This is a genomic window from Paracoccus sp. R86501, from assembly GCF_042466435.1.
Lineage (GTDB): Bacteria > Pseudomonadota > Alphaproteobacteria > Rhodobacterales > Rhodobacteraceae > Paracoccus.
In genome coordinates, this window is the sequence record NZ_JAXHPZ010000001.1 from 2,519,420 (window position 1) to 2,536,696 (window position 17,277).

General features: G+C 60.6%; 14 protein-coding genes and 1 pseudogene. 13 read left to right on the forward strand and 2 right to left on the reverse strand.

All coding sequences use genetic code 11. The annotated features are described in order from the left end of the window. Positions 1-145: 145 nt before the first annotated feature. On the forward strand, positions 146-1,063 hold the full coding sequence (locus SJY40_RS12330) for a site-specific integrase (RefSeq protein WP_378946799.1): 918 nt from the start codon (positions 146-148) through the stop codon (positions 1,061-1,063). A gap of 467 nt (positions 1,064-1,530) precedes the next feature. On the opposite strand, the gene SJY40_RS12335 is transcribed toward SJY40_RS12330, so the two are convergent. After that, a complete protein-coding gene (locus SJY40_RS12335; RefSeq protein WP_378946802.1) occupies positions 1,531-2,655 on the reverse strand; it encodes a hypothetical protein in 1,125 nt (374 codons plus the stop codon). Positions 2,656-3,523: 868 nt separating this feature from the next. Between SJY40_RS12335 and SJY40_RS12340 the strand changes: the two genes are divergently transcribed. The 12 genes from SJY40_RS12340 to SJY40_RS12395 all read left to right on the forward strand — a co-directional run bounded on the left by SJY40_RS12340 (position 3,524) and on the right by SJY40_RS12395 (position 16,131). Further along, complete coding sequence (locus SJY40_RS12340; protein ID WP_378946805.1) at positions 3,524-4,687, forward strand: PP2C family protein-serine/threonine phosphatase; 1,164 nt, start codon at positions 3,524-3,526, stop codon at positions 4,685-4,687. Further along, the gene (locus SJY40_RS12345) at positions 4,684-5,031 is read left to right on the forward strand and encodes an STAS domain-containing protein (protein ID WP_378946808.1); all 348 of its coding nucleotides are present in this window, start codon (positions 4,684-4,686) and stop codon (positions 5,029-5,031) included. Before SJY40_RS12340 ends, SJY40_RS12345 begins: the two co-directional genes overlap by 4 nt. Then, positions 5,031-5,447, forward strand: a complete 417-nt coding sequence (locus SJY40_RS12350) for an ATP-binding protein (RefSeq protein ID WP_378946810.1) — start codon at positions 5,031-5,033, stop codon at positions 5,445-5,447. The genes SJY40_RS12345 and SJY40_RS12350 overlap by 1 nt, the downstream gene beginning before the upstream one ends. Beyond that, positions 5,444-5,962, forward strand: coding sequence for an Hpt domain-containing protein (locus SJY40_RS12355; RefSeq protein ID WP_378946812.1), 519 nt, complete (start codon positions 5,444-5,446; stop codon positions 5,960-5,962). The genes SJY40_RS12350 and SJY40_RS12355 overlap by 4 nt, the downstream gene beginning before the upstream one ends. An 11-nt stretch (positions 5,963-5,973) precedes the next feature. Next, positions 5,974-7,668, forward strand: coding sequence for a DUF3131 domain-containing protein (locus tag SJY40_RS12360; RefSeq protein ID WP_378946815.1), 1,695 nt, complete (start codon positions 5,974-5,976; stop codon positions 7,666-7,668). After that, positions 7,665-8,816, forward strand: coding sequence for an acyltransferase (locus SJY40_RS12365; protein WP_378946818.1), 1,152 nt, complete (start codon positions 7,665-7,667; stop codon positions 8,814-8,816). Before SJY40_RS12360 ends, SJY40_RS12365 begins: the two co-directional genes overlap by 4 nt. Next, on the forward strand, positions 8,809-10,656 hold the full coding sequence (locus SJY40_RS12370) for a glycosyltransferase (protein ID WP_378946820.1): 1,848 nt from the start codon (positions 8,809-8,811) through the stop codon (positions 10,654-10,656). The genes SJY40_RS12365 and SJY40_RS12370 overlap by 8 nt, the downstream gene beginning before the upstream one ends. Continuing rightward, the gene (locus tag SJY40_RS12375) at positions 10,656-11,987 is read left to right on the forward strand and encodes a DUF3131 domain-containing protein (protein ID WP_378946823.1); all 1,332 of its coding nucleotides are present in this window, start codon (positions 10,656-10,658) and stop codon (positions 11,985-11,987) included. Before SJY40_RS12370 ends, SJY40_RS12375 begins: the two co-directional genes overlap by 1 nt. After that, positions 11,984-12,850, forward strand: a complete 867-nt coding sequence (locus SJY40_RS12380) for a hypothetical protein (RefSeq protein WP_378946826.1) — start codon at positions 11,984-11,986, stop codon at positions 12,848-12,850. The genes SJY40_RS12375 and SJY40_RS12380 overlap by 4 nt, the downstream gene beginning before the upstream one ends. 4 nt (positions 12,851-12,854) lie before the next feature. Continuing rightward, positions 12,855-14,372, forward strand: coding sequence for a hypothetical protein (locus tag SJY40_RS12385; protein ID WP_378946828.1), 1,518 nt, complete (start codon positions 12,855-12,857; stop codon positions 14,370-14,372). Positions 14,373-14,383: 11 nt separating this feature from the next. Next, complete coding sequence (locus SJY40_RS12390; protein ID WP_378946831.1) at positions 14,384-15,304, forward strand: alpha/beta hydrolase; 921 nt, start codon at positions 14,384-14,386, stop codon at positions 15,302-15,304. 509 nt (positions 15,305-15,813) lie between these two features. Continuing rightward, a complete protein-coding gene (locus tag SJY40_RS12395; RefSeq protein WP_378946834.1) occupies positions 15,814-16,131 on the forward strand; it encodes a hypothetical protein in 318 nt (105 codons plus the stop codon). Between the two features lie 410 nt (positions 16,132-16,541). Here SJY40_RS12395 and SJY40_RS12400 read toward each other — a convergent pair. After that, positions 16,542-17,251: pseudogene (locus SJY40_RS12400) on the reverse strand (IS5 family transposase); the annotation flags it as partial. Positions 17,252-17,277: the final 26 nt, after the last annotated feature.

Sequence of the window (17,277 nt, forward strand, 5' to 3'; positions counted from 1 at the left end):
TTGAGATCATGGCCGACCGGGAGATTGAGATTTCCGAGCGCACACTGCGAGAGCGGGCGAATGAGACGGGCGCGTTCTATCGACTTGGGCGGACCATGCTGATCACACCTGCGCAGATCGATACAATTTTTGAAGGAGGTCAGTCATGCCGCTCCAAATCTACAAGAGGGGTCACTTCTACTGGGCCAAGGGTTGGGTCGAGTACAACGGCAGGCGCATCGCAGGCCCATACCGGCGAAGCACTAAGGCATCTACAGAAGCAGGCGCGCGGGACTGGATAACGCCTGAGACAGAATTTCAGATACGCCGCCATGTGGTCGGCGACGAAGTCAGCAAGACATTCTCTGATGCTATCTTGCTGTACAACGCATCCAAAGATGATGCCGAAAGGCTCATTCCGATCGTGCAAGAAATTGGCGATATACCGCTGAATGCCATCTCGGGTGCATTGTTGAAGGGGCTCGGGCCAAAATGGAAACCGATGGCCTCAACCGACACGTGGTGGCGGGAGATCGTCACGCCTGCCAGTGCAGTGATCAACAACGCGCACGAGTTGATTGGAACACCTCTGATCCGAGTGAAGCCCTATGACAGGTTTGAACGGATTGCGCAGGATAAGCGCAGAGGGAAGCCAAGCCGCGTCGAGCGCACTCCAGCGGACAGGGTATGGATAGAAGCCTTCTGTCGGGCAGCCGATCCATACAACGCGGCGTTGGTGCGGTTCATGTTCGAGACTGCGGCGCGGATTGATCAGGCCGTGTCACTGGAGCCTGACGATCTGCGCCCTGCCGAGAACAAAGTCAGGGTAAAGGCCCAGAAGGGGCATCCAGAGAGCTGGATTACTGTCTCGCCGCAGATGATGGACGAGTTGTTGGCCTTGCCCGCGAAGCGACCCAAGAACCGTAAGACAGGCAAGCTCATGAAGCCGCGTGTTTTCGGCTATGGCAGCTCGACAGGCTACAACACGCGATGGAAGACCATCTGCAAGCGGGCGGGCATCCAATACTTGTCTGCACACCCAGCTGGTCGGCATGGGTTCTTTACTGAACTTGTGGTTCGATAAGGTGTTGATCCTGTCACGGCAGCCAAGGCAGGACGCTGGTCAGACCCCAATTTACCCATGCGCATTTATGCCCATGCGGAGACGGATGAGGCCGATGTAAGAGCCCGTTTTCGTACAAACCATGTACAGGATGACGCTGTACAAACACCCAAACAACAGAAATCAAAGAAGGAATAGCGTTATGAACGCATCCCTCCTAAGGGGCAGGTTACAGGTTCAAGTCCTGTCGGGGTCACCAATTCAGTCGCTGTTGACAATGAAGCATAAGAGTGCACGTTTTTCCATTCCTGTGCACACCCGGCGTCAAGAGATTTATGCAGCGCGACCAACAAATCGCCCTAAGATGCTGATCCTTGATAATTTAATCCTGTGGAGAATCCAGCACCAGCTCAGCGGCCTTGCAGTGTCGTCCTATTTTCTGCTCCGCCTTGTCTGCACGTTCTCAGCAGCTGAACCTAGCGCGGCGTCTATTCGATTGCCCCGAACTCGCTCCGGCAGACCTTGAACCCATGATAGGACGCGTTGCCCGCTGGGACACGAACGCGGATCTTTCTCGCCCGAATGGCGGCAATAATTCGCCCCACTGCGACCTTGCTGTTGGCCTGCGCCATCTGAATGGTTTCCCATTTGGCGGTTCCGGTGTCCGTATCGGCCAGCGCGTTCAACTCATCGACGAGCGCCTTTCCATCCGCCTCCAGCCAGCGAAGCCGCGCGCCCGGCAGGCGCGTGCGGGGCTGCAGGACGCCGTCCTGCTCCAAGGAGCGCAGCTCAGCCTCGGTCATGCCGACAGCGCGGCGCATCTGCGGGTCCGTTACCAATGATCCGATCACGCCAAGCGTCACGCCATGCGACTGCGCATCGAAGACGGAACGGCTGTCCGGTCGCGGATCGTCTGCTGCAATAATACCGGCCTCGACCAGCAACGGACGCAGCCGCCGTTCGGTAACGCGCAACGCCATCGCAGCCGTCGTGACCGAATGGAGTTTCCTGTGCGAGACCTTCTGTCCCAGCAGAACGGCCCCTTCCGCGATGGGCCAGATCTCCAGAACCACGCCCAGAAGGATGTCCGCAAACGGCTCGAACGCTTCATTGTCCTGATGGTAGTCCCTCATCTCCTTCCAGAGTGATCCGAATGCCTTCTGGGGCTCATTCAGAAAGCCGTTCGCCCCCGCAGCCAGATCGTGAAGGGCATCTCGAATGGCCTCGACACCACGCCGCACGACATCGAACCCCACAGCCAGCGAGGCGTGCCGGAAAGTCTGTGGATCAGCAGCATCATGCCCTTTGATGCGCAGCACCTCGCCCCCGAGCGAGCGACAGAAGGTCGTCGCGGCATAAAGGCTGTGACCCGAGAGCCGAGTCGGATCCTCTCCCCGCTCCAGCCGCTGTTCCAGCCATAGGTCATACGCGGTCGGAACAGCCGCCGGCCCATCCATGTCCCGCGAGAGAATCTTCGGCAAGATCTCGGTCAGCCGGGCTGTGAGATCATTTCGTGCGGTCGGATGCTGCGCCGTCCAGAGAGGCACCAACAGCGCGCCGTGTCTGGCGCAGATCACCATCTCGCGCATCTGCCAATGCCCGCGCATCGCCATCGCGGCCCATGAATCTTCCGGGAGCTGACCGGGCATCGTCCCCTAGGTGTTTGATCCCACGGTTCGATGGTGTGATGCTTTCAAGGGAATGGAAAGATGCCCTATGGGACAAGTTCGTCACGGAAGCGCCACGACCACGCACTTCGTCAGAGCAGCAATACAGCGATTGCAAGCTTCGCTCGCGAGGTTGAGCCTAGAACTGGGGATCAACTCGAAGGCGGTTTCGAAATGGTACAGGTACCAGATGTTGAAACCCAGCCAAGATGACTGCGTTCGACGATCTCGACCAAGGTAGAACAGGCGATCACCGTCGCTTTTCGGCGGCACGCGCTGCATGCCCTGTTGCCGGACAACACCAGATGCTCAAGCCAATGAGATCATCGGAAGCCATGTTAACGACACGCCCGAGGGGCGTTCGATTTGCTCAACCAAATCCTGAAAGATCAAGCCATTGCTGGCATCGCGGCAGATGGCATCATTCCATAGTTGACCCAATTACCTACGCCGTCATTCTGAATTTTTTGAACGCACACTCCAAAAGACTGTCAACGCTGGAGTCATCGCTCAAATGAAGCACTGCGCCTGGATCGCCACGCACAGCCGGCGTGGGATGAAGCGATCGAGGGAGACAGGGCAGCATCGGCCATCAATCAAGTTACACCACAGAACCTCAGATAACGAAATGCGGTGGCAGTGATGGCACGGTGCTTTGAGTTTTTCACCAAGCTGACTGTTACTGGTGGCATTTGATTCGCGATTTGGTGATCATGGTGTGAAAAGTGCAATTCAAATGTATTTTTTCATCCTTTTGTTCAATTAGGTCACCATGCAACACTGCCCTATCGTCCAAAAGCACATATCCCGCAAAGTGATCGTCGCTGATGATGATCGCCTGCAACGTGCGTATACCTCGGCGATTTTGCGAAAATTGGGCTATGACCCCTATGAGGCCGATAACGGCATCAGTGCGCTGAACCTGCTCCATGAGCTGGGGGCGCAGATCCTGATATGCGATCTGGACATGCCCGGCCTTGACGGAATCGAACTGACCCGCCAGATCCGTGCCGAACAGAGCGGCGCCTATATCCATATCCTGATGGTAACCGGGCGGGATCAGCGGCAGCAGCGCGAACGCGCGCTGGATGCCGGTATCGACGACTTTATGGCCAAGCCCCTGGACACCGCCAGTCTGACCGCACGTGTCAGGTCGGTCGATCGTCTGATGCGCCACGAACAGCTGCTGGCCGAGCGGGAGGCAAACCTGCTTGCCGCCAAGGAACAGATCGAAACCGACCTGCGCGATGCAGCCGAAGCGCAGCGGAGGATGCTGCCCGCCCCGCATGCCCAGATCGGACAATGCCGGTTCCATTCCGCGTTGATGGCCTCGAACATCCTGGCGGGCGATATGTTCGCCTATTTCGAGCTGGCTCCGGGGGTTCTGGGATTCTACGCGATCGATGTGGCCGGTCACGGGATTCATGCCTCGCTGATGTCGGTGGCCTTGGGTCATATGCTAACGGCGGAACTGTTCCGTCAGCGCGCCCTGAATGCCCAGGGCAAGCCCGACCCCGCCGCATTGGTGCGTTTTCTGAACGCCCGCTTTTTCCGCGATGACAGCAGCGATTACTTCACCATGTTCTGCGGCGTGCTGGATCAACATTCCAATACGCTTCACTATTGCCAGGCGGGCTATCCGTCGGGTTTCATGGTCGGGCCGAAGGGTGATTGTCATCCCGTCGGACCGGGCGGCTTTCCCGTTGCCCTGCTGCCGCGCGCCGATTTCGAAACCGAGCAGGTGCCGTTCCCGCCCGATCACGTTCTGGTTCTTGTCTCGGACGGCGCATTGGAGGCTGAAAGCCCGGCTGGCCAGCCCTTCGATGATGAGGGTGTGAACAGGTTCCTGACGGAAAATTCACACGATCCGGCCACCATACCGGACAAGATGATAGACGCCTTGTCGCGCTGGCGTGGCGGGGTGCAGCTGGAGGACGATCTTTCGATTGTCGTATGCGAAAGGATGCAAGCAGGATGATCAAGGTTAAGCACGGGGGCGATGGACAGATCTGCGTGGTCAACCCCGCCACGGACCGGCTGACCGCCGCCAACGCCACGACCTTCAAGGACGAGATGTGGCAACTGATCGACAAGGGCGAATACCGCCTTGTGGTCGATCTTGGCGGGGTCTCGTTCGTCAACTCATCGGCCATCGGCGCACTGGTCGGCGTCCTCAAGCGTCTTGGCAACCGTGGGGAAATCGTCGTTTGCGGTCTGTCGGGCAGCGTGGACAAAATGTTCCGCATTACCCGCATGGACAAGGTCTTTCCCACCTATCCCAACAGTGCCGCCGCCGCCGCCGCCCTGAGTGAGCGTATGTGATGGAACATATCCTGCACATGCAGACCGATCTTGATCGGCTTGACGGGATGCTGGCCCGGCTGACGGAATTGGCATCGGGCGTGCTGTCGGATGACAAGATGTCCTCATTCGAGATCGCGGTCATGGAGGCGTTGACCAACGCCGTCCAGCACGCTGTTTCGCCGGACCCCGACAAGCCCATCGTGGTTACCTTGGATATCCAACCCGACCACCTGCGTATCCGGATCGTCGATGCCGGCAATAGGGCGCCCGACGACCTTTATGAAAACGTCCCCCAGCCGCATGAGATCGACGAGATGGCCGAAAGTGGCCGGGGTGTGCCTTTGATCAGCCTGCTGGCGGACCACATCTCGTTTCTGCCCGGTGATGGCGGCAACCAGTTGGAAATGATCTTCAACAGGGATGCGCCGCAATGACGGCAACCAATGCCCTGATCCTGGCAATTGTCTTTCTGGTGCTGGCAGCCGCAAGCCTTGTCTATTGCTGCAAAGGCCTGTTGGGGCGCGTCTCGGAACAGCTGCAGACGCCCGTCGGCGGGACACGTCCCGAGGCCATCGACATGACGCGACTGCGGGCGCGCATGGCTGAACTTCGCCACGAATTCGGGCAAGACGTCGCCCTGCTGATGTTCGGTGCCGCGATCGAGGATCTGGACCGGCATCTGGCCGTCCTGCAGGACAACGCTGCCCCCGACGATACCGAAACTGCTGGCCAGCAACAGAAAAGGTCGCTGCATTCAATCGTCGGCATCGCCTCGACCTTGGGCTGCACCGATCTGGCCGAACGCAGTCGCGCGCTGGACAAGCTGGATGACGCAACGGTCGAAAGCCCCGCCGCCTTGCAGGAACTGATCGACGACATACAGGAATTGCGCGCCAAACTGGCGACCCTTCAGGCCGAAAACCCGCCCGGCGCGCCCGCGGCATCTTAGAAAGGATAGCCATGCCCCTGCTCCGTTCTGCCGTGTTGACGACATCGCTGTTGATCCTGCTGGCATCGGATCAATTCTCGCACCCCGCGCTGTCGCAGGATGCCGAACAGCCGCAGGATACGGTCGTGCCCCCCGCGCCGACGATCGATCTGCCCAAGGCGCTGACGGACCCTGCGACGCAGGAACGGCAGGAGCTGATGTTCTCGGAAAAGCCTGCGGAAAACGGGTATTTCGGACGGCATGGCGCGCTGACCGACCGCGAGATGGCCATGGCCCGCACCGCATGGAGCTATTTCGTCAAGCGTTTCCAGCCGGATACGGGGCTGGTGAACGCAGTCGGGTCCTATCCCTCGACGACGCTGTGGGACACGGCATCCTATATCAGCGCGCTGGTGTCGGCGCATGAGCTGGGCATCATCGACAAGCGCGAATTCGACCGCCGCGCGACCAAGCTGATCGGCACCCTGCGCAATCTGGACCTGTATCGCGGCGAGGCCCCCAACAAGGTCTATAACACCGAGACGGGCGAGAAGGTGAACTATGCCAACCAGCCCGGCGAGGTCGGCTTTTCGGTGCTGGACATGGGCCGGATGCTGGTCTGGCTGCGGATCCTGAAGGAACGCTATCCCTATCTGGCCAACGGCGTGGACAACGTGCCGATGCGCTGGAACTATTGCAACATCGTCGAGGATGACGGCCGCCTGTTCGGGTCGATCGTGAACGGTCAGGGCGAAACCCGCTATGTGCAGGAAGGCCGTTTGGGATACGAGGAATATGCCGCCAAGGGCTTTGCCCTGTGGGGGTTCGATGTCGCGGGCGCGCTGGACCCCGCGCCGCTGGCCTATACCAACATCTATGACGTCGATGTGCCCTATGATGGCCGCGACCCGCGGGTGTTCCACAACCAGAACTATGTCCTGACCGAAAGCTATCTGCTGGACGGGTTGGAAATGGGCTGGGACCTGCCCATCGACGACCCCGACGGTCCGGGCGTCGCGTCGCAAGGCTGGCGGGCCGAATTCGCCCATCGCATCTTCCTGGTCCAGCAGCGCCGCTTCGAACAGACCGGCATCATCACCGCGCGGTCCGAACATCAGGTCGAGGGGAAACCCTATTTCGTCTACGACTCGATCTTTGCAGATGGCTATCCGTGGAACACGCTGGACCCCAGCGACGTCTATCAGCCCGACCGCGCAGCCGTTGCCGCCAAGGCCGCGATCGGCATGTGGGCACTGTGGGACGTGCCCTATACCGACCTGCTGTTCGAGACCGTCGCCGACCTGTCCGAGGAAGAGGGCGGCTTCTACGAAGGGCTTTACGAAAACGGTAACGGCTATATCCCGCTGCAGACCGCCAACAACAACGGCATCATTCTGGCAGCCCTGCTGTACAAGGTGCAGGGCCCGATCATGCAGTTCAAGAACACCAATACCAGCTTCTGGGACATGGCCTATTCAGGCACCGATATCCGCGCCAACAAATGCCTGCCCGAACCGATGGTCGAGGAAATCACCTGCTGTTCCTGCGCGAATGCCGTCGAGATCAAGCCCGCCGTCCCGTGGGAGGAGTTCAAATATTGCAAACCCCTTGATCGTGAGAACGGCATAGCCGCCACCGATTGCCGCCCCGAGGAACAGGTCTTCGCCAAGCCCGAACCGCGTCTGGTCCTGCCTGCAGCCTGCCGCGCCGATTGGAGCACGCAATGAGCCGATCTGCTGCATCGCGTATGGTCTGGTTCGACGCCAACCGTGTCTGCGCGGCGGTGGGCGTCGTGCTGATCCACAGCACCACCAATTTTGCGGGCCAGCCGTTCCCCGATGCGACCGTGGGTGAAAGGGTCGTTCCGGTCTTCCTGCGCTCGGTCGGGGAATTCTCGGGCTCCGAGATGTTCTTCTTCTTCTCGCTGTTTCTGATGGCGCTGCGGATCGACCGTCACCGCCCGACCTATCGCGATGCCATCCTGACGCAGGCCAACCGCCTGCTGGTGCCTTTCGCCTTCTGGACCGTGTTCTATGGCCTGTTCCGTTTGGTCAAAGCCGAGGCCTTCGGCTATGCCCCGCAATATCTGGAACAGATCGCCCAGATCAAAACATGGGTCGCGTATTTCCTGCTGGGCAAATCGCAATACCACATGCACTTCCTGCCGACGCTGTTCGCCATCTTCCTGTTCTATCCGGTGATGCGTCTGGCGCTGCGCTATCCGATCCTGGGCGTGATGCTGTTTGCGACCTTGGGCGCGATGGATCACGTGCAGGGGTTCCTTTACTCCATCGATATCGCACCACTGGCCCGCGACTATCTGGTGCGGATCACAAAGGTCTGGGGCTATGTCGGCTATGGTCTTGCGGCCTTTGCGCTGTATTCCTTGTGGAAGGACGGCCTCCCCCGAGGCGAGACCCGCCTGATCCGCCGTGGTGCCTTGTATCTGGTGTCGCTGGCCTATCTGGCCACCCTGCCCTTCTTTGGACACGCCCTTCTGAAGGGCGAATTTCCGGTGCGGACGGGGTGGGATTATTATGGGCATTTCCTGATGCCCCTGCTGATCTTCTGCATTTTCATGGGCAGCCAGTTCAGCAACTGGTCCCCGAAATGGTCGCGGGCGGCGAAATACACCTTTGGCGTCTATCTGGTGCATCCGCTGCTGATCGACCTGTTCGACATCGCGGTGATCAAATCAGGACTGGCCGGGATGATGTCGCCGGGCACGCTGGTCATCAGCCGCTTTGTCGTGGTTCTGCCCGCCGCCCTTGGGCTGTCCATGGTGCTGGAACGGATCAAGCTGACGGCCTGGACAATCGGGCTGGGTCCCGCCCCTTGGGCCCGCAGCCGCACGCCCGAGGCGACGAATGGATAAGGCCGATATGACCGACGACTATTTCCGCGCGTTCGAGAACCGGCGCCCGCCCGAACCGCTGCCCTATTCCCCCGGGCGGGAAATGCTGTGGCAGTTTCTGGCGACGATATCGCTGGTCATCGGGGGGTGGTATATTGGTTGGCGCTGGATGCATTCGCTGAACCCGGACGCCCTGTGGTTCGCCGCCACCTTGGCGCTTGCGGAAACGCTGGCCTATATCGGGCTGCTGCTTTTCGTCTTCAACCTGTGGCGCGATCAGCCGATCCGCTTGCGCGATGCGCCCGCGCTGATCGAAGACGTCGATCCGGGCACCTCCGAGGCGGGTCGCCCCATCTCTGTCGATGTGTTGTTCGCAACCTATAACGAAGACCCCGAGCTGGTTCGTCTTGGGATCATTGATGCAAAGGCCATGGACTATCCCCATCCGATCGACATCCGCATCCATGTGCTGGACGATGGCCGCCGCCCCGAAATGCGCGCGGTCGCGATGGAGGAAGGCGTCGGCTATATCACCCGCGATACCAACGAAGGCTATAAGGCCGGCAACCTGCGTAACGCGATGGAGCAGACATCAGGGGATTTCCTGCTGATCTGCGACGCCGACACCCGCCCCTTCCCGACGATGCTGTCCCGCACCCTCGGATATTTCCGCGATCCGCAGATGGCATGGGTGCAGACGCCGCAATGGTTCTATGACCTGCCGCAGGGCCGACGCCTGCCCGAAGCGCTGTCGGACCGCCTCGGGCCTTGGGGCCGCAAGTTCGGGAACGCCGTGGAAAAGGTCGCGGGGGAATGGTGGGTCGGCCGCGATCCTTTCGTCAACGATCCGCAGATGTTTTACGACATAATCCAGCGCCGCCGGAACCGCGTGAATGCCTCGTTCTGCTGCGGCGCGGGGTCCATCCATCGCCGTGAAGCCGTGATGGAGGCCGCCCTGCGCGCCTTCGGTGCCAAGGTCGAACGCCGCGTCATCGCCGCCGAGGAGGAGATCACCCTCGAGACCCGCGAACGCAACGTCGCCCCCGATTTGCTGGACGCCATCCGCACCGAGGCCGTCAGCGCCGAGATCCTGGCCCCCTATCGGTTCCACGTCTCGGAAGACATCTTCACCTCGATCGTGCTGCATTCGGACCGCGAACGGGGATGGAAATCCTTCCAGCATCCTTATGTCGAATCCAGAATGCTGTCGCCGCAAGACCTGATGACCTGGACCATCCAGCGCTTCAAATATGCCGGTGGCAGCGTCGATATCCTGGTCAATGACAATCCACTGTTCCGGCGCGGCCTGACCATTCCGCAGCGGCTGATGTATGGTGCGACCTTCTATTCCTATCTGGGTGCGCTGTGGAACGTCATCTTCCTCTTCGCGCCCATCGTCTATCTGTTCACGGGGGTTGCGCCTGTTTCGGCCTACTCCAACCAGTTCTTCGTTCATGTCATCCCCTTCATCATCTCGCTTGAGCTGGCGATGATGGTGGGCACCTGGGGCATCGCGGGATATGCGGCCAAGTCCAGCTATCTGGCCTTCTTCCCGCTTGGGCTGCGCGCGCTGTGGACGGTGCTGCGGGGCCAGCGGATCGTCTTCAAGGTCACGCCAAAGGATCGCAGCGCGGGGCGCTTCCTCAAGTTGGTGCGCCCGCAGTTGGCCGTGGTTGGCCTGACAGCAGCGGGCGTTGTCTGGGGTCTGGGCGCGCTGCTGATGGCCGACACGTCGCACAGTGTAACCGGCGTCGTGACCAATGCCCTGTGGGGGCTGAACAACTGTATCGCCATGGCCGGCATCATCCGCGCCGCGCTGTGGCAGCCGCCCGCAACAACCGACATGTCAGAGGTATCCTGATGGGCTTTCGCCAGAATCTTATCCGCGCCCGCGGGCATATCATCTTTATCGTCGGCCTTGTCGCGGGCCTGTTGCTGGTGATGTGGCTGGAGGATCTGGGCGAACGCTCGACCCGTGGGACAGCAGGAACAGGTCAGGATCTGATGCAGACATTCGAGGACATCACCCCGCTGCCGCTGGCGATCAAGGGCGAAAGCACCGCGCAGGACATGGAACATGCCCGCATCGCCTGGACCTATTTCGTCAACAACACCGACCAGACGACGGGCCTTGCCAATTCGGTGAACGACTATCCCTCGACCACCATGTGGGAAACCGGATCCTATATCGTGGCGATCCTCTCGGCCGAGCGTCTGGCCCTGATCGACGCCCCCGAGGCCCGCGACCGCATCGCCCGCGTGCTGGACAGCATCGGCAAGATGCGCCTGTTCGAGGACGCCTTGCCCAACAAGGCCTATAACACCCGCACGCTGGAACTGGTCGATTACGCCAACAAACCCTCGGAACTGGGACTGGGCTGGTCTGCGCTGGACTTGGCGCGGATCATGTCGGCATTCGGGCTGGCGCAGCAGGCACATCCCGATCTGGCACCGTCCATTGCTGCGGTGACGAACCGGTGGTCGCTGGACCGCATGGTGCGCGACGGCGAACTGATCGGCACCAACATCGCGGGAAACGAGGTGCGTCACGATCAGGAAGGCCGTGTCGGATACGAACAATACGCCGCCAAAGCGATGATGTTGCACGGTTACGATGTCTATCGCGCCTATGAGGTCAGCGACAATCTGATGATCCGCACCGTGCTGGACCAGCCGATCCCGGTCGATACCCGCATGCACCGCGCCACGACCCCCGCCTTTGTCGTCAGCGAACCCTATCTGTTCGATGGTCTGGAATTCGGGTTCGATGCCCGCTCTCATCGGTTTGCGACCGCGATCTACAAGGCGCAGCAGGCGCGCTTCGAACAGACCGGCCAGCTGACCGCCGTCACGGAATCGCACCTGAGCGAGGAACCCTATTTCGCCTATGCCACAGTCTGGGGCGCGGGGGCGGATTGGGCCGTCCTGACATTCCAGGGCGAGCGGATCGACAGCCGGCGCACCATGGCGACCAAGGCCGCCTTCGGGTGGGACGCGTTGTTCGGCACCGATTATACGGCCGAGCTGGTTCAGGCAATCATCCCGATGGTGGATCCCGAAAAGGGCTGGCCCGAGGGCATCTATGAGGCGACCGGCGGCGTCAATGGATCGGTCACTGCGAACACCAATGCGGTCGTTCTGGCATCGCTGTCCTTCAAGGCGACCGGCCCTCTGATGCGGATGCCGAAATGAGGGGCCTCATCCTGATCACCGCCCTGACCCTGCCGGGGGCCGCATTTTCCGCCCCCTGTATCGGCGCGGCCTTCGACACACCCCTGCCCGGCGCCCAGGACGTTCAGCGCGAATACGCGGATGTCCCTTCGGCCCGCTATCCCGGTTTGTGGCAGCAGGGCCGCGTCGCGGGTTTCGTCTATAAGCTGTTTCCGGATATGACCGCCAATCTGGCCGACAGCCGCGATGCGCCCCAGTGGCAGATCGATGTGCTTTGCGATGCCGGAACCGAAAGTTGCAGTCAAGAAACCAAGGGCACCCCCGATCCTGCCGCAACCGCCATCGCCACCAACCTAGGCCGCTGCCTGTTGGGCGAGGACGTGACAGCCGCCGATTTCCAGCGTGCCACCCCTGCCGCTCTGGATGGCCTGCCCGAAGATGCGGGCGTGACGGATCGGGACCGCAGCCTGTCATCGGGCGCGGCCCTGGCAACGGCTGCGGGCGCGGAACAGGCATCGATCCCCGATGCCACGGTGCCATCCGCAGGCCCCGACTCCGATTTCGACGCCGAACGTCCCGCCGCCACCCCCGACATCGCGCAGAATGAACCCACCGCTGCAGACACCCCTGCCTCGACCAGTGAACGTGGCCCCTCGATCCTGCCGGATGCGACCTGCGGCCTGTCCGAGATCACCCCCGGCACCTCGACCGTGCAGACCTTGCAGCGCCTGCTGCAGGCCGACGGGCAGGATCCGGGTGGCGATGATGGCGTGTTGGGCGCGCGGACACGGCAGGCCCTTGCCGCGGCCCTTGGCCCCGAGGCCGCGAACCTGCAGCCCGAGGCCGCAATCCGTGCCATGAACGCAAAGATGTGCAAAGACTAGGATCATGAAGCGGGTCAGGCGCAAATTGCAATGCGGCGCAGTTGGGTTTCTGGCCAGCTTGCAACCCGCATTCGCCGTGCCCTTCGAAGACATGCCCGACAATATCGTCGAACCAGCGGCCCCTGTCATGCAGCCCTCGCCTCCCTTGGCGTGGCATCTGGATCTGCCCGAACCCGTTATCGTCAAAACGAACGACCCTGCAGTCCCCGGCGCGCAAGAGGTCCTGACCGATACCCCCAACGTCTTTGCCTGGTCGCGCGCTCAGACAGGCAGCCTGCAAGGCTGGAGCTATCGCTTGTTCCCCGACGGATCGGCCATCGTGCTGCCCGATGATGATCGCGCGAATGGCGAATACACGGTCCGCTGCACCTTGGCGCAATCCTGCTCGATTTCATCGGATGCGGGGGTTTTGATGACCGTTCCAGCAATCGGAGCACCCAAGCCCGACCTGCCCCCCGTGATCGACGGTCTCGAGCTGGCACAATATCTGGCGAAATGGGTGTTGGCCGGCAGCGGCACGCCGCCTCCGCCACCACCTGCGCCGCCCCAGCCTGCAGGCCCGCCCGCACCCGACCCGCCCGAAATTCCGCCAACGGATGATGCCACCCCGGACACAGTCCTTACCGCACCCGAGGCAGAACCGGAAACTCCTGTCGAGCGCGTGGCATTCCTGTCCGGCGATATCGATTGCGCCGAGCCTGACCCCTATTATCCCGACGCTTGCACACCGCCCGCGCCGCCGAAGCCCCCGCCAGCAGCGCCCGCCCCCGTCGCGGCCCCGGGCCAGATCACAGCCGCCGCGCCGACATCCGCCGTACGACCTGCCGCACCCGAACCCGAAAAGCCCCAGACTCTGGCCGAGCGTTTTCGCCTGAATTGTTCGATCACCAGCGGTGCGGGGCTGCAATATGTCGATCACCGCAATCAGGACACGCGCTATGGCAAGCTGCGGGTCAGCCTTGGCTGCAGCGCGCGGATCAACGACCGCCTTTCGATGAACCTTGCGCTGGTGCATTTCCCCATCTCGGGCCAGCAGGCCCCTTGGGACCCGGATTTCACCTATTCCATCAACTTCAAGGCGACCGAAAAGCTGAACATCAGCTATTCCAGCTACAGCGCGCGGTTCTCGGGTGCGGGGGCGGATGTCGTGTCGTCGCTGTTCGATGGCAGTTTCCGCGGCAGCTATAAACTGCCGGAGGTGAGGCTGCCTTTCGAAAAGACCGCGAATTGCTCGTTCGGGTTCGGTCTGCCCAATCCGACGAATGAATTGCTTAGTCTGGCTTGCGGGATGTCGGTGACGGAAAAGCTGCGGGTGGGCCTGACGACCTACCTCTATCCCTCGGGCGTGCAGGAACCCTGGAACCCCGATTACACCTATACGGCCAGCTATCGGGTGAATGACCGGATCCAGCTGAATTATTCGAATTACAGCAGCAATCGCTGGCCATGGAATCGCGGTTCAAATCCCGGACCGGGCCTGCTGGGCGGCGGCGTATCCATGTCCTATAAACTGATCTTCTGAAGGAGCGTCGGATGTTCGCCAGATCCTTGCTTGCCCTTTTCGCGTCCACCCTTTTCACGCTGACTGCAGCGCCTTTGCGCGCCGATGTCCGCACGCAGAATGTCCTGCCCAGCCCGATACTGAACAGGCCCGTCGCCTATTCCGTTTATCTGCCCCCCGGTTATCAGGAACGGGGTCGCGATTATCCGGTGCTGTATCTGCTGCATGGTGGCGGGACGGGTCAGCCCCTGGACTGGTTCACGCTGGCGGGCATCGACCAAATCCTGGACAAGCTGATAACCGATGGGCAGATCAGGCCACTGATCGCGGTCGCTCCGGACGGGCGGCGCGACGCAGGCAATGAGGTGGCGACCTACTTTCTGGATGACGCCGACGGCCAGCAGCGCTGGCAGCAGATGTTCATGCAGGATTTCATCCCGGGTATCGAAAGTCGCTACCGCACCATAGGGACCCCCGAGGGGCGGGCCATTCTTGGGATGTCGATGGGAGGGATGGCTGCAACCATCTATCAACTGCGCCACCCGGACCAGTTCGCAGGAATTGCAGCGCTCAGCGCCTCATTCCGTACGGATCAGCAACTGTTGGACCTGTCGGATCAAGGCTATGCGTCGCGTTTCGCGACTGTGCTGGGACCGGACTTGTCAGGGCCGGACCGCTTGACGGCGACATGGGATGATCTGAACCCGGCATCCTTGATCGAGGCCACGGATACGACGCGCTTCGCACGCATTCCACGGCTCTATTTCGATATCGGCGCCGATGATCCCTTTTTCGAGGCCACAGCCGACCTGCACATTACGCTGCGCGATGCCGGCATCCGACACAGGTTTCGCGTATCCGAGGGTAGTCATGACTGGCCATTCTGGCGCGCATCGTTGCAGGATGCCCTCCTGCATATCGACGCAGTGCTGACGCGCGGATATGGCGAGTAACTTTGATGCCTCTGTGTGGTCATGCTGACAAATGGTGCAGCCAGAGACGGATCGACATGATATCAATGAAGCAGAGGCAGTTCTCTGTCGTATTCTCGTAGCGGTTTGAGACACGTCTCGCGTTCTCGTGCAAGTTGGAGCAGCGCTCAACCACGCCCCCTAGAGGATACATCGAACGGTTTACGCGTGATTTGCGAATTGGGATCACCGGCAGCACGCTCAGGCGGGAGAGATTGTCGCCCATCACCGGATCCAAACCAAAATAGTCCCACGTCTGGCCCGACGTGATCTATGTCTTTACAGAGAGCTCGTGCCCGTTGACAAGAAGGTGAATCATGATCGTGAAACCACTCCTAGAACGGCTGTAAACCCTGTCGGGCAGCCCCCCTTTAGGGCCCGCTGCCTGAAGGTATGAATAGCCCCGATTTTCTTAGACGCCTTCTGGTTTCACTATTATCCGCGCTGAAACGGAAGACCTCTCGGCGCTATCGGTTCTGGCGGTCATCGGCATGCTTGGCTTTGCAGGTCGCGACCTCGCCAGCCGGGCCGCTTTTAAGAGCCTGAGCACCGCCATTCTCGGCCTCTACGGCTTTCTGGCGCTGGCGGTGGCGGGTCTGATATTTTCTCTCTGGCAGAACGAAGCATCTCTGCTTCCCAATGCCCATGCCGCATTGCTGCTATCAGGCACCATTCTTGTGGGTATCGGGCCTTACTCTTGCCTGATGAAGGCGATGCGCACGGGCGATGTATCGGCGGTCATGCCGTTCCGCTACATTCGGCTCTTGTTCGGCATCGCCCTGGGCGTGCCCTGTTCGGTGAGACGCTAACCATGGGCATGTTGGCAGGCTCAGTCCTGATCGTGCTGACCGGTCTTTTCGTCCTGTGGCGCGGGCAGGAAAGAATAGCCGAGGCCGACTTTGCAACTTAGGCTTTGGCCTATAGTTCGCAGGAGCAGCGAACGATTGTTGGATGCCTCACCAAATTCTTCCAGCTGGTTTCACTGCCCCATGCGTAAATCTCCCCATTAGAAGACTGTCCTATCGCGCTGCCCCGACCTACCGAAGATTAGGCAGGAGCCTCATTGCGTCCGGCATACGCTTCAGGCTTGCGACGATCAGGCCTCGGATCAGGATTTATAATCAATAGATGACGGTTGCTGCGCGGGGTCAACGCATGCGTTGACGGCCGAGAGGAAGATCTTCGGATATCTGTCGTATCGCATTGCCACGCGCCTTCAATCCTTGAGCCTGCCGAACATGATCTCGATACGACTTCGCCGCTTGTCGCGTCGCTTGTCATACTTGACCGGCGTCTTGCGTTGCTTCCGACAGGAGACGCAGGCGCGTATCCCCTTGTCCTGCGACGCGTCTCTCAACCAGTCAGCATCATAACCGCGATCGCCAGGCAGCTATTTGACGTTTGGCAGGCCGCCGAGCAGCGCCCGTGCGCCGATATGATCGCTCACCTGACCGGCGGTGATGAACAGGTCGATCGGTCGTCCCCAGCTGTCGCGAATCGCGTGCAGCTTTGTGTTCCGTTCTCGGGCAAAACTGTCCACCGGACAGTTTCTTTTTCCCTTGAACCCTTTGGTACGGCCGATCAGGCGACCACGCCCCACTTTTTGACGGCCATACTGATCGCTGTGCGATGTGCCTTCAAGTATGTCGCGTCTATCATCACGGTCTCATCTTCACCGTGTTCGGCAGCAAGTCCCGCCATCATCCGAGCAAAAATGCCCTTCCCGCTCCAACGCCTCCAACGATTGCAAAGCGTCTAGTGGGGCCCGTAGGTGGTAGGGGCATCACGGCAGCGCAAGCCATTGCGGATCATGAAGACAATCCCGCAAAGAACTCGCCTGTCATCGACGCGTGGCCTGCCGTGAGACTTCGGAAAATAGGGGGCCATGCGTGCCATCTGCGCGTCAGTCAGCCAGAAAAGGTCGCTCATGTCACCGCTCCGTTTCCGAGCCGTGA

Coding starts and splice junctions, on each gene's coding strand:
- SJY40_RS12345 (WP_378946808.1), top strand. CDS start 4,684: ATGATCAAGGTTAAGCACGGGGGCGATGGACAGATCTGCGTGGTCAAC.
- SJY40_RS12370 (WP_378946820.1), top strand. CDS start 8,809: ATGGATAAGGCCGATATGACCGACGACTATTTCCGCGCGTTCGAGAAC.
- SJY40_RS12360 (WP_378946815.1), top strand. CDS start 5,974: ATGCCCCTGCTCCGTTCTGCCGTGTTGACGACATCGCTGTTGATCCTG.
- SJY40_RS12390 (WP_378946831.1), top strand. CDS start 14,384: ATGTTCGCCAGATCCTTGCTTGCCCTTTTCGCGTCCACCCTTTTCACG.
- SJY40_RS12365 (WP_378946818.1), top strand. CDS start 7,665: ATGAGCCGATCTGCTGCATCGCGTATGGTCTGGTTCGACGCCAACCGT.
- SJY40_RS12350 (WP_378946810.1), top strand. CDS start 5,031: ATGGAACATATCCTGCACATGCAGACCGATCTTGATCGGCTTGACGGG.
- SJY40_RS12355 (WP_378946812.1), top strand. CDS start 5,444: ATGACGGCAACCAATGCCCTGATCCTGGCAATTGTCTTTCTGGTGCTG.
- SJY40_RS12375 (WP_378946823.1), top strand. CDS start 10,656: ATGGGCTTTCGCCAGAATCTTATCCGCGCCCGCGGGCATATCATCTTT.
- SJY40_RS12380 (WP_378946826.1), top strand. CDS start 11,984: ATGAGGGGCCTCATCCTGATCACCGCCCTGACCCTGCCGGGGGCCGCA.
- SJY40_RS12395 (WP_378946834.1), top strand. CDS start 15,814: ATGCTTGGCTTTGCAGGTCGCGACCTCGCCAGCCGGGCCGCTTTTAAG.
- SJY40_RS12335 (WP_378946802.1), bottom strand. CDS start 2,655: ATGGCGATGCGCGGGCATTGGCAGATGCGCGAGATGGTGATCTGCGCC.
- SJY40_RS12330 (WP_378946799.1), top strand. CDS start 146: ATGCCGCTCCAAATCTACAAGAGGGGTCACTTCTACTGGGCCAAGGGT.
- SJY40_RS12385 (WP_378946828.1), top strand. CDS start 12,855: ATGAAGCGGGTCAGGCGCAAATTGCAATGCGGCGCAGTTGGGTTTCTG.